The sequence below is a fragment of the Novosphingobium sp. fls2-241-R2A-195 genome (genome assembly GCF_030209485.1).
Lineage (GTDB): Bacteria > Pseudomonadota > Alphaproteobacteria > Sphingomonadales > Sphingomonadaceae > Novosphingobium > Novosphingobium resinovorum.
Window position 1 is genome coordinate 161,650 of sequence record NZ_JARVRY010000017.1, and the last position, 11,464, is coordinate 173,113.

An 11,464-nucleotide genomic window follows, 5' to 3' on the forward strand; every position below is an offset into this window, starting at 1 on the left:
CGGCTCAGAACGAGCCGGTCAGGTTGATGCCGTAAGTGCGCGGCGGCAGCGTGGTGACGGTCTCGGTGGTGCCGCCCAGCGTGTTGCCGGCGGACTGGCGGGCGATCGTGTTGCCCAGGTTGTTCACGTAGAAGTAGATGCCGTAGCGATCGTTCTTCACGCCGATCCGCGCATTGGCGAGCGTGTAATCGCCCACCTTGCGATAGCCCGACGCATTGGGCCGGAAGTCCGCGCGCGATCCGCCGACGTAGCCGAGATCGCCACGCAACAGCGCGCTCCACCCGCCCGAACCGAGCGCCCATTCGTACTGCCCCGCAATGCCGATGGTCTGCGGCGCGATGAACGGGATCTTGTCGCCCTTGCGCGCCGTCGTGGCGAGCGGGGTCACCCCGTCCGGCACCTGATCCTGGGTCAGCTTTGCATCGGTGAAGGCGGCGTTGACGGTGAAGGTCAGGCCGCGCGCCGGGTTGAGCGTGGCTTCGGCCTCCACACCCTTGATCCGCGCCGCGCCCGCATTGCCGAGATAGACGAAGCTGCCGCTGTTGATGCTGACCTGCATGTCGGACCAGTCGGTGATGTAGCCGCCCAGATTGAGGATCAACGCATCGCCGCCGAACGAGGTCTTGATGCCGCCTTCGTAAGTCGTCAGCTTGTCCGGGCTATAGGCGAGCGCCTGCGCCAGTCCGAGCACCTGATTGACGCCGCCCGGACGGTAGCCGGTCGCCACCTGCCCGTAGACGAGCACGTTGTCGGCCGCCTTCCAACTGACATTGGCCTTGTAGAGCCAGCCGGTGTTCTTCGTCTTGTACAGCGCCCAGGGCGTGACGCGCGTGCGCAGGATGTCGAGACCGATGGTGGTGTCGCCGCCCACGGTCTTGTCGTAGCTGTAGTAGCGCAGGCCACCGGTGACCGTCAGCCCCTCGACCGGGGTGACGGCGATCTCGCCGAAGGCTGCCTTCTGCTTGAGGTAATCGACCACGTGGCGCTGCAGCAGCGGCGTCGCGCCGACGACCTGCGACCCGTCGGAGGCATTGGTGCGGCGCGCTTCCGAAAGCACCTTGGCATCGCGGTCCTCGTAGAAACCGCCGACGGTCCACTGGAACCACGACGAATTGTTCGACTGCAGACGCAGTTCGCTGGTCCAGTCCGTCACCGACTGCGGCTGGTAGTAGATCACCGGCGTAAGGCTATCGACATAGCTGTTGTAGGCCGCGAACCCCGCGGGCGTGGCGCAAGTCGCTGCGGTGAAGTGCGTCGCGCAGCCGGAGGCGGTGCGGAAGCTGTTGAACAGCGGGGTCGGATCGCGCGTCACCAGCGTGTCGCGGTCCTGATAGCTGGTCGTCGCGACAAGGTCGGCAAAGCCCAGTTCGGCGTGGGCGGACAGGCTGTAGAGCCGCTGCTTGTCCTCGTAGGGCACCTGCGAGGCGTTGACGGCATTGTATTTGCCCGCGCTCGGCGACCAGGTGCTGGCTCCGCCCTCGGTGTAGAGGAAGTGCGCCGCCCCATCGATCGTGAGCCACGACGCCGGAATGAAGCGCACCAGGATGCGCCCACCGTCGCTGCGTTCGGAATTGATGCCGGTCAGCCCGAGTCCCGGATTGTCCACCCAGCCGTCGTTCTGCCGCCGGAAGTAGACGCCGCGCACGGCCAGCACGTCCTTCACGATCGGCACGTTCACGGCGGCGTTGATCTGGTAGCCCTCGCCGCCGCCCTCGGTGGTGGTGGCTCCGACGTCGATCCGGCCGCCGAACTCGAAATCGGGCTTGCGGGTGACGAGGCGGATGGTCCCGCCGACCGCGCCCGCGCCATAGAGCGTACCCTGCGGCCCGCGCAGCACCTCGACGCGCTCGAGGTCGAACAGCTTGAAATCGGACTGGCTGCCGCCCGGATCGCTGGTGGTTCCCGGCGGCCCGGCTACCGGCGTCTCGTCATAATAGATGCCGACTTGCGCATCCCCGGCACTGCGGATGCCGCGCAAGGTGATGCGCCGCTGGCCCGGCCCGGCATCGGTAATCGTCAGGCTGGGCACCGCGCGCGCAAGGTCGTTGGCGGAATCGAGGCTCGCCGCACGCAGCGTATCGTCCGAGATCGAGGTGATGCTGGCCGGTGCATCCTGCAACCGGACTTCGCGCTTGAGCGAAGTGACGACGATCTCGGACCCGGAAGCCGTATCGGCAGCGGCATCGTCCGCCGCAAGAGCAGGCGCCGCGAAACCGGGAACGAGAAAGCTGCCCAGCGTGACAGCGGCTACGGCACTCAGAAACTTGGTCATTGATCCCCCTGCAGGTTGCTCGGGGAAATCCATTAACAAGAACCGTGCCAGTACGATTTCTTCTTGGAATTCCGTGATTTGCGGAGAAATTCTGCTTATACTCAACCATGGAACCTGCGCAGAAATCGATAGGCTGCTGCCATTGCAGCATCGGGGAAAGCACCCCCTTCATGTTGCGCCGAGGACACCGTATTCACCGCGAAGACGATCTTCACTGCCGAGCATGTTTTCTTGGCCGCCGCCGCCGCGGCACACCTTGACCCCGTTTATCTACAATTTTAGTTGAGATTATCCGCGAGAGGCATCCTGCTCGCGAAAGCGTTCTTCATCCGGAGAGCGTGGCAGTTACCGGGCAAGTATCCTCATGACCACAGAGCCGACCTCTTCCACGAACCTCGCTGCAGTCGGCAATGCCGCCGACTTCTGGGATGTGGCCGGCGTGGTGCAGGAACTCGCGCAGATCCGGCACAACTGGCGGCAGACGAATACGCACCATGCCGAATACGGCGTGGAGAGCTTCCCCTCCCGGGTCCGCATGGCCAAAGTGATGGACGAATTGTGCGGCGCGCTGTTCCCCTTGCGCCTTGGCCCGGACTTCGTGCGCCTGCACAACGAGAACGTCTTCGTCACGCAGACGCTTCAGATCGCGCTGAGCCGCCTTCACGCGCAGCTGCGGCTGGAACTGACCTATACTCTCGAACCGAGTGACGGACAGGCCATCGACGACGGCGCCACCCGCATCGTCCTTGCGCTCTCGCACCAGTTGCCGGAAATCCGCCGGCTGCTGGATATCGACATCGAAGCTGCATTCAGCGGCGACCCGTCCGCGCGCAGCCTGGATGAAGTGCTGATCTGCTATCCCGGGCTGCTGGCCATTATCCATCACCGGCTGGCCCATACGCTGCATCTGGAAGGCGCCCCGCTGATCGCGCGTATCATCTCGGAAATCTCGCATAGCCGCACCGGGATCGACATCCACCCCGGTGCACAGGTCGGCCGAGGCTTCTTCATTGACCACGGCACCGGCGTCGTGATCGGCGAAACCGCGATCATCGGCGACAACGTGCGGCTCTACCAAGGCGTCACGCTCGGAGCGAAGAACTTTCCGGTGGGGGATACGGGAATGCTCATCAAGGCCATCCCGCGCCATCCGATCATCGAGAACGACGTGGTGATCTATGCAGGAGCCACGATCCTGGGCCGGGTCACGGTCGGCACGGGATCGGAAATCGGCGGCAACGTCTGGCTGACCCACGACGTGCCACCGTTCAGCCGCGTGTTCCAGGCACGCGAACAGAACCTGGTCATCAGCCCCCAGAACAATTGAACGGGAGGAAGCGCAATCGGCATTCTATGTTTGAATGCCAACATGGTCGTGGCTCGGCTCAATCACCATCCAGCCAGAGATTATTCATCAGCGAACGCCACGTTTCAGGACGGCGATTGGAGCTTCCGAGCGGCTGAAATGGGCGCGTGGCGGTTGCCGAAAGGTTCTCTCCACGCTGTCACCGCGAGACAGCCAGCTTCAGGTTTCCGTGCCTTTGCCAATCTCGTCGCCAGTTAACGATTGATGCCGGTTGTGGCATCGGATCGCAATCATTGACCTAAACCACTGTTTCCGCGCATCTCCAGCAGGAACACTGTGCTGACGGAGGACGAGGACTTGGATCGGTGGCAAGCCATGAGGATTTTCGTCCGGGTGGCAGAGACCGGGAGCTTCACCGAGACGGCAAGGCAAATGCACCTCAGTCCACCGGCCGTCACACGCGCGATATCCTATCTGGAAGACGAGATCGGCGTGCGGCTCCTTGCTCGCACCACCCGGTCGGTGAAGATGACCGAGGCCGGGCAGCGCTATTTCGACGACTGCAGGCGCATCCTGGCCGATATCGCGGAGGCCGAGGCTTCGGCGGCGGGATCGCACGGCAACCCCGCAGGCACGCTCGTCGTCACCGCGCCGGTCATGTTCGGGCAGATGCACGTGCTTCCCATCCTGCTGGAATATCTCGATCTCTACCCGCGCGTGACCGGTCGAAGCCTGTTCCTCGACCGCAGCGTGAACATCATCGAGGAAGGAATCGATGTGGCGGTCAGGATCGGCAATCTGCCGCCGTCAGGCCTGACCGCCACCCGCGTGGGCTGGGTGCGCCGCGTGATCTGCGGCGCGCCTTCCTATTTTGCCGAGCATGGCGTCCCCCGGTCCCCTGCCGATCTTGCGGAGCACCGCGTCATCATGCCGACCGGCGCCTGGGTTTCGCCCGAGTGGCATTTCGGCCCGGATTCGCGCAGCAGCGTCACCGTTCACCCGCGCCTGCTGTGCAACACCAACCAGGCCGCCATAGCCGCAGCCGAACAGGGCTGGGGCATCACCCGCGTACTGTCCTACCAGATCGATCCGGCGCTGGCACAGGGCCGCCTCCAGTCCGTTCTCGACGATCATGCGGAAAGCCCGATGCCGATACACGTGGTCCATGGCGAGGGCCGACGCGCGACCGCCAAAGTGCGCGCGTTCGTCGATCTCGCCGTTGAAACGCTGCGACACAATCCCCTTCTTCAATAGCGGCCATCGCGCGATAATTCCAATTATCGGAACAATGACTTTCAAAATTGCCGAATTATCGCTTCGATCAGTAAGAATTATACCTCCCTCCAGAAGCTGACGCAGATCGCTCAGCGGTTTCGACGAGGGTGGAAAATGACCAAGCAACTGATCCTGTCCCTGATGCTCGCGGGCGCGGCCATCGCCGCTCCGACCGGCGCGATGGCGGCGCCCGCGCAGCAGATCACCGCGTCCAGCGCGGCATCGGCGACCGTTCACTACCGCACCGCGACCATCGAGGGCGTGAAGATGGCCTACCGCGAAGCCGGTCCGGCCGATGGCCCGGTGGTGCTGTTGCTGCACGGCTTTCCCACATCCTCGCACATGTTCCGCAACCTGATCCCGCTGCTGGCAGATCGCTATCACGTGATCGCGCCGGACTATCCCGGCTTCGGCGAGAGCGACGCGCCCGATCACAAGCAGTTCGCTTACAGCTTCGCGCACTATGCCGACATGGTCGATGCGCTGATGGGCCAGATCGGTGCCCAGCGCTATGCGATGTACGTCATGGATTACGGCGCGCCCGTGGGCTACCGGCTGGCGCTCAAGCACCCCGAGCGGGTGAGCGGGCTGATCGTCCAGAACGGCAACGCCTATGACGAAGGGCTCGGCGCGTTCTGGGACCCGATCAAGACCTACTGGAAGAGCGGATCGGCCAAGGACCGGGCAGCGCAGGCCTGGCTGGTGACGCCAAAGGCGACCAAGTTCCAGTACACCGACGGCGTCCGTGACGTATCGCGGATCAGCCCGGACAACTGGGTCCACGACCAGGCGCTGCTCGACCGGCCGGGCAACAGCGAGATCCAGCTCGACCTGTTCTACGACTATCGCACCAATGTGCCGCTCTACCCGCAGTTCCAGCAGTTCTTCCGCGAGCGCAAGCCGCCGACGATCATCCTGTGGGGCAAGAACGACACGATCTTCCCCGAGCCCGGCGCGCACCCGTACCTGCGGGATCTGCCCGAGGCCGAACTCCACATCCTCGATACCGGGCATTTCGCGCTCGAGGACAAGCTGGACGAGATGGCGCCGCTGATCCGGGATTTCCTCGATCGCAAGGTCGCGCCGCGCTGAACGAGGGCGGGGGCAGTCGCGAACTGCCCCCGCCTCAAATCGGAAGATACGCTATGTCTTACGGATTTCTCGATATCGCCATGACCCCCAGCGTCCGCGCGGCGCAGGCGGAGATGGGCGCGGACAGGCAGTGGGCCCATTTCGAGGGGGACCGCGCATTCGACCGGTTCACCGCGAACGAGGCCGCCTTCATCGCCGCGCGCGACAGCTTCTACATGGGGTCCGTCTCGGAAGACGGCTGGCCTTATGTCCAGCACCGCGGCGGCCCCGCCGGGTTCCTCAAGATGGTCGACGAGCGCACGCTGGCCTTCGCCGACTATCGCGGCAACCGCCAGTACATCAGCACCGGCAATCTGGCCGCGAACGACCGGGCCTCGCTGTTCCTGATGGACTATCCGCGTCGCATGCGGCTCAAGATCTATGCCCATGTCGACAAGCTGCCGCTTGACGAGGACCCGGCACTGACCGAACGCGTCATGGACAAGGGCTACAAGGCGCGGCCCGAGCGCATCTTCCGGTTCCGGTTGAAGGCGTTCGACTGGAACTGCCCCCAGCACATCACCCCCCGCTTCACCGAGCGGGAGATCGAACAGGCGGTGCGTCCGCTGCACGAACGAATGGCCGAACTGGAAGCGGAGAACGCAGCCCTGCGCCTCCGACTCGAAAAACGAGGAGAAGCATGATGGAAAGTCCGCGCCCGCCTTTGCCGCCCTTCACGCTGGAGACGGCGGCCGAGAAGGTCCGCCTTGCCGAGGATGGCTGGAACAGCCGCGATCCCGAGAAGGTCGCGCTGGCTTATACGCCGGACAGCCAGTGGCGCAATCGCGGCGAATTCCTGAACGGCCGCCCCGCCATCATCGCGTTCCTGACGCGCAAGTGGCAGCGGGAACTGGATTACCGGCTGATCAAGGAACTGTGGGCCTTTCGGGACAACCGCATCGCCGTGCGCTTCGCATACGAATGGCATGACGACAGCGGCAACTGGTTCCGCTCCTATGGCAACGAGAACTGGGAGTTCGACGAGAACGGACTGATGCAAAGGCGCCTCGCCTCGATCAACGACACGCCGATCGCGGTGGAAGACCGGCGCTTTCACTGGCCGCTCGGCCGGCGTCCCGACGAGCATACGGGCCTGGGCGACCTCGGATTCTAGGCGGCGTGGACGAATTGGTCGACGTAGGGCGTACCGGTTGATCCAAAGCTGCCCTTTGAAGGCAGGTTGGCGCCGAGGTGATCTGAGCGAAGCGGAATGACGTATTCTGATCAACCGCCGCGTAAAGATTGAACATGACCGTACGCTCTACAGGCAACGCAACTGCATCGAGCGCATGGTTAGCCGTTTAAAAATCAACCGGGCCAGCGCCGCCCGCTATGATCAGCTTGCAAGCAACTTCATGAGCATGGTCCATATCGCCACCGTCAGATACCGGCTCAAATTCGTCCACGGCGCTTAGCAACCACCAGCTCCCTGCCACCGTTACACCTTGGCCAAAACGTCGGCAGAACGGAAAAGAGGCCATCATGTTGAGATCGTTCCCTTCACAGCCGGATGGAACAAAAACGCTATGGCTCGATCTATGTTCGCCCGATGACGCCGAAAAGGCAACGATCGAGAAGCGCTATGGCCTGCACATTCCCGATATCGACGCCCTGCGCGAGATTGAGACGTCAAGCCGGCTGCGCATGGATGGAAACGTGCTTTATATGAGCGCTCCCTTGATTACCGGTGCCGGCACTGATCGTTGGCGATTTTCGCCGACCGGCTTCATTCTTACGCCGGACGTGCTCCTTACGGTGCGATATACCGAAATCGCGTCCTTCGAGGCTGTCGCTGGCACCTTTACCAACCCGGCGCAAATGACACCCGTTTCCGTGCTCGCAACTTTACTTGAAGACGTCGTGGACCGCGCGGCGGATCACCTCGAGCATGCCTCGGAAATCGTTGCCGGAGCTTCCCAATCACTGTTCTTCGAAGAGACATCCCGGCCGGGACTTAATACGGAAACCCGCAAGATCCGCGAGATCATGCGGAATATGGGCCAGGCAAGCGACCGGGCGTCGCGCGTGCGCTACACGTTCCTGAGTATCGGGCGGCTGGTGAACTTCATCCTCGATCGGTGCACGCCCAAGCTGGATCAGGAGATGCAGGACAGACTGGAAGCCGTCCGCCACGACATCACGTCACTCGACGAATTCGAGACCAGCCTCGAAGGACGCATTCAACTTCTCCAGGACGCGGCAAGCGCGTTCCTCAACATCGAACAGAACGACGTCGTGAAAGTGCTCACCGTAGCGTCGGTGGTCGGCATCCCGCCTGTACTTGTGGTCGGCGTGTACGGAATGAACTTCCACGTCATGCCCGAACTGAATTGGCCTTTTGGCTACCCGCTGGCCCTTGGCCTATGCGTCTTGTCCGGGGTCCTACCCTACCTCTGGTTCAAGAAGCGAGGCTGGATCTAGGTCTCTTCGGGCACATCGCGCATCGCTGCCAGGATTGGCAGAACGCAAAGCGCCACCACAGCGATCATGATGCCGGGAGCCGTTTCCGCGCCGGTCCTCGCAATCAAGACCTGTGCCAGCCACGGGGTGAGGCCGCCAAACAGCGCTGTGGCGGTGGTAGCGCCCAACGCCAGGCCGCTGAGACGCCCCTCGGCAGGCACCTGCTCAGCAGTGGCGACGGCCCCCACTGCACTTACGCCGCCTGCCAGCACAGCCAACAGCACCGCAGCCATCATGGCCTCGCTTCGCGACGCTCCGGCGAGAAGACCGAAGAGGAAATAAGGCACCGTCGCGCCCAGTATTGCGAGCGGCACCAGTACCGCGCGGCGTCCAAAGCGATCCGAGACAAGGCCAACGAAAGGAGTCACCACGATGACCGCTAGCGCGGCGATCGTCGCCAGTTGCAGAGACTGGGCTTCGCTGAGCCGTCCGGACGAAGTCAGGAATACCGGCACATAGGTTATGCCGACATAATATGTGATCGAACCCAGCGCCGAGATTGCGAAACCACGCAGCACACCCGCCCGATGGTGCGTCAACGCGTGAACGAGGGGTCGGCGCGGCAAGGTTCCGGCATCGCGGTTCGCGGCGAATTCAGGCGATTCCGCCATGGCCGAGCGGGCCAGAAGGATCAGTCCGGCCAGCGCCGCGCCGACAAAGAACGGAATGCGCCAGCCCCAGCCGTCCAGCTGCGCTGCTGGTAGCAGGCTGACCGTCAGCGCCGCGACACCGGCTGCCAGCAGCCCGCCAACCTCGCTCGTCGCGGCAGCGAGCGAAGTGACCAGACCACGCCGATGCCTTGGCGCGCCCTCCAGAAGATAGGCGACGACCCCGGTATATTCGCCGCCGACAGCGAACCCCATGACGCAGCGGAGACCCAGCAGCGCCGCGCCAGCCAGCGGCCCGGCCTGCGCGGCAGTGGGCAGCATGGCGGTCAGCAGCATTGCCCCGGTCATCAGGCCCATGGAGGCGAGCAATGTCGCGCGGCGCCCATGGCGATCCCCGAAATGGCCGAATACCAGCGCACCAGCCGGCCGCATGAGATATGCTACGGCAAAGCCCAGAAGCGCAGTAAGAATCGCCGCGTCAGGTGTCTCGCCCGGAAAGAACACGCGCGAAAGCACTGTTGCCATGTAGAGGAACAAGGTGAAATCATACCATTCGACTACGGTGGACAGCGCCGCGAGGGCGAGCGAACGACGATCCAGCGGATGCATTCTCACGATTACTACGACGCCACCGCGCGCAGGGACTTTTCGATCTCGCCCCCGCAATAGGCATCCCCGTATCTGGTGCGTGACACTTGCGCCAATAGTGCCAGACCGGGTGTCGCCTGCATTCGCCTGACAAGCGCGTCGACTTGCGGCGCAGTCTCGGCCAAAACCGTAGCAATCACGGCAAAGCGTTCGCTTATCGTACACCAGAGAGTGGCGGTCACGATATCTGCCAAGCCCGGATCCCGGGTGCCGAACAAGGTGCCCCCATCAGACACGAGGCCACCGGCGCGACCAGTCGCCTCCCATATTTCCATCCACCGTCTCAGACGTGGCATGAACGCGCGCCATTTTTCACCGGTCCACATTTCCCGGCCGCCGTCGAAGGTGATTTCGTCGAGAACGTCGTTGGCATCGTTGACGACCTTCATAGTCTGCGCTCGCGCTTCGAGCGACTGCGGCAGAAGGTCGAGTTTTTCACCCAGATACCATGCTATCGCAGGCATCTGCGCGATGGAAAAGCCGTTGGCATTATCGACGAGTACCGGCGGCCGCATGAAGGGAATAGGCTGACCCGATGGACGCCGCCCCATGATCTCCCCGATCTCGTCACTGCCATGCTCTGCCCAATTCGCGCCCGCATAGGCAAGGATACCGCGAAGGAACTGCCCCCGGAACGGAACCGGCCAGTAATACAAATCGAAATCGGCCATCGCGCATTCCTGACAGGGATAATATCAGCATCAATGCACGCTGCAGCGCTTCGTTTCGCACTATCTTGCAATTCGGCCCGGTCGGACGCGAACCTGGCCAGCGCACCGAGATGAACTCCTGACCCGTTCGCGGGTTGTGGACAGTCAAAGGAGCCGCGCGATGACCTTTCCCGATGCCCATGCTGCCGACGCAAAGCTGGATACCGCGCGCGGGGGAGAGACCATCGATGACGAGACCGAAGAGCAGCCGGACAAAGCGCTCGACACCGCCGAAGTGCAGGAGGTGGAGGAGCGGCGGGCAGGTTCTTCCAAGATCGTGCACGAGGTCGTGCGCCTGCAGGGCGAGGAGGAACTGCGGCGCCCCGCCCTTGCCCTGACCCTGTCCGGCATCGCGGCCGGGCTGGCGATCGCGCTATCGCTGCTGTGCGAGCTGTTCCTGCGCAGTCACCTCCCCGACACAGACTGGGCACCCCTCGTCTATTTCCTAGGCTATCCCATCGGTTACCTGATCGTCGTCATGGGCCGCCTTCAGCTCTTCACCGAAAGTACGGTAACTGCAGTGCTGCCCGTCGCGACTTCTCCTTCCCTCCACAGCTTCAGGCGGCTGGCCCGCCTATGGGCATGCGTCCTTGTGGGAAACCTTGTCGGCGTCACGCTCGTCAGTGCGCTGATGGCGGGCGAGATCATCATTACGCACGAGCAACGGATGGTCGCGCTCGACATTCTGGGCAAACTAGAACTCCAGCACTGGACGCGCACGCTGACGCTCGGGATTCCAGCCGGATTCATCATGGCAGCCATCGCCTGGGTCCTCCCGAATGCACGCGGCAGCGAATTCTGGGTGATCTTCGCCCTTACCTACGTCATTGCACTGGGCGGCTTCGCGCATGTCGTCACCGGATCGTCGCAGGCGAGCTTTCTATGGCTGAGCGGCTCCATCGGTTTCGGCGAAGCCTGGATCGAATTCACGCTTCCAGCGCTGGTTGGCAACATCATAGGCGGCACCGGCCTGTTCGCGGTACTCGCGCATGGCCAGATGCGCAGCGACCTTGGCGCTGACGAACCGTAAGGCATACGCATCCCGGGTAATTGC

The 11,464-nt window shown here is 63.1% G+C and carries 10 protein-coding genes; 7 read left to right on the plus strand and 3 right to left on the minus strand.

What is annotated here, in order from left to right; genetic code table 11:
* Positions 1–4: 4 nt before the first annotated feature.
* Positions 5–2,272 (minus strand): TonB-dependent receptor, encoded by a 2,268-nt coding sequence (locus QRN25_RS14180; protein WP_285019992.1) that lies wholly within the window; start codon positions 2,270–2,272, stop codon positions 5–7.
* Between the two features lie 364 nt (positions 2,273–2,636).
* Here QRN25_RS14180 and epsC point away from each other — a divergent pair, with 364 nt between their 5' ends.
* The 6 genes from epsC (at position 2,637) to QRN25_RS14215 (ending at position 8,405) form a co-directional block, all read left to right on the plus strand.
* Positions 2,637–3,599 (plus strand): serine O-acetyltransferase EpsC, encoded by a 963-nt coding sequence (gene epsC, locus QRN25_RS14185; RefSeq protein WP_285019993.1) that lies wholly within the window; start codon positions 2,637–2,639, stop codon positions 3,597–3,599.
* A 354-nt stretch (positions 3,600–3,953) separates the two neighbouring features.
* Positions 3,954–4,832: a LysR family transcriptional regulator gene (locus QRN25_RS14190; protein WP_285019994.1), complete on the plus strand. Its 879-nt coding sequence runs from the start codon at positions 3,954–3,956 to the stop codon at positions 4,830–4,832.
* A gap of 135 nt (positions 4,833–4,967) precedes the next feature.
* Positions 4,968–5,945: an alpha/beta fold hydrolase gene (locus QRN25_RS14195; RefSeq protein ID WP_285019995.1), complete on the plus strand. Its 978-nt coding sequence runs from the start codon at positions 4,968–4,970 to the stop codon at positions 5,943–5,945.
* A gap of 53 nt (positions 5,946–5,998) precedes the next feature.
* Entirely contained in the window at positions 5,999–6,628 is a 630-nt protein-coding gene (locus QRN25_RS14200) for a pyridoxamine 5'-phosphate oxidase family protein (protein WP_285019996.1), read from the plus strand.
* Positions 6,628–7,098, plus strand: a complete 471-nt coding sequence (locus QRN25_RS14205; protein WP_271183108.1) for a nuclear transport factor 2 family protein — start codon at positions 6,628–6,630, stop codon at positions 7,096–7,098. The genes QRN25_RS14200 and QRN25_RS14205 overlap by 1 nt, the downstream gene beginning before the upstream one ends.
* A gap of 368 nt (positions 7,099–7,466) precedes the next feature.
* Complete coding sequence (locus tag QRN25_RS14215; RefSeq protein WP_285019997.1) at positions 7,467–8,405, plus strand: magnesium transporter CorA family protein; 939 nt, start codon at positions 7,467–7,469, stop codon at positions 8,403–8,405.
* Here the strand turns inward: QRN25_RS14215 and QRN25_RS14220 are convergent.
* Positions 8,402–9,661 (minus strand): MFS transporter, encoded by a 1,260-nt coding sequence (locus QRN25_RS14220; RefSeq protein WP_285019998.1) that lies wholly within the window; start codon positions 9,659–9,661, stop codon positions 8,402–8,404. The two genes, QRN25_RS14215 and QRN25_RS14220, sit on opposite strands and share 4 nt — an antisense overlap.
* 11 nt (positions 9,662–9,672) lie before the next feature.
* Positions 9,673–10,371: a glutathione transferase, Atu5508 family gene (gst, locus tag QRN25_RS14225; RefSeq protein WP_285019999.1), complete on the minus strand. Its 699-nt coding sequence runs from the start codon at positions 10,369–10,371 to the stop codon at positions 9,673–9,675.
* A 160-nt stretch (positions 10,372–10,531) separates the two neighbouring features.
* On the opposite strand from gst, the gene QRN25_RS14230 reads away from it, so the two are divergent.
* Positions 10,532–11,440: a formate/nitrite transporter family protein gene (locus QRN25_RS14230; protein ID WP_285020000.1), complete on the plus strand. Its 909-nt coding sequence runs from the start codon at positions 10,532–10,534 to the stop codon at positions 11,438–11,440.
* Positions 11,441–11,464 lie beyond the last annotated feature (24 nt).

Coding starts and splice junctions, on each gene's coding strand:
- QRN25_RS14180 (WP_285019992.1), bottom strand. CDS start 2,272: ATGACCAAGTTTCTGAGTGCCGTAGCCGCTGTCACGCTGGGCAGCTTT.
- epsC (WP_285019993.1), top strand. CDS start 2,637: ATGACCACAGAGCCGACCTCTTCCACGAACCTCGCTGCAGTCGGCAAT.
- QRN25_RS14190 (WP_285019994.1), top strand. CDS start 3,954: ATGAGGATTTTCGTCCGGGTGGCAGAGACCGGGAGCTTCACCGAGACG.
- QRN25_RS14195 (WP_285019995.1), top strand. CDS start 4,968: ATGACCAAGCAACTGATCCTGTCCCTGATGCTCGCGGGCGCGGCCATC.
- QRN25_RS14200 (WP_285019996.1), top strand. CDS start 5,999: ATGTCTTACGGATTTCTCGATATCGCCATGACCCCCAGCGTCCGCGCG.
- QRN25_RS14205 (WP_271183108.1), top strand. CDS start 6,628: ATGGAAAGTCCGCGCCCGCCTTTGCCGCCCTTCACGCTGGAGACGGCG.
- QRN25_RS14215 (WP_285019997.1), top strand. CDS start 7,467: ATGTTGAGATCGTTCCCTTCACAGCCGGATGGAACAAAAACGCTATGG.
- QRN25_RS14220 (WP_285019998.1), bottom strand. CDS start 9,661: ATGCATCCGCTGGATCGTCGTTCGCTCGCCCTCGCGGCGCTGTCCACC.
- gst (WP_285019999.1), bottom strand. CDS start 10,371: ATGGCCGATTTCGATTTGTATTACTGGCCGGTTCCGTTCCGGGGGCAG.
- QRN25_RS14230 (WP_285020000.1), top strand. CDS start 10,532: ATGACCTTTCCCGATGCCCATGCTGCCGACGCAAAGCTGGATACCGCG.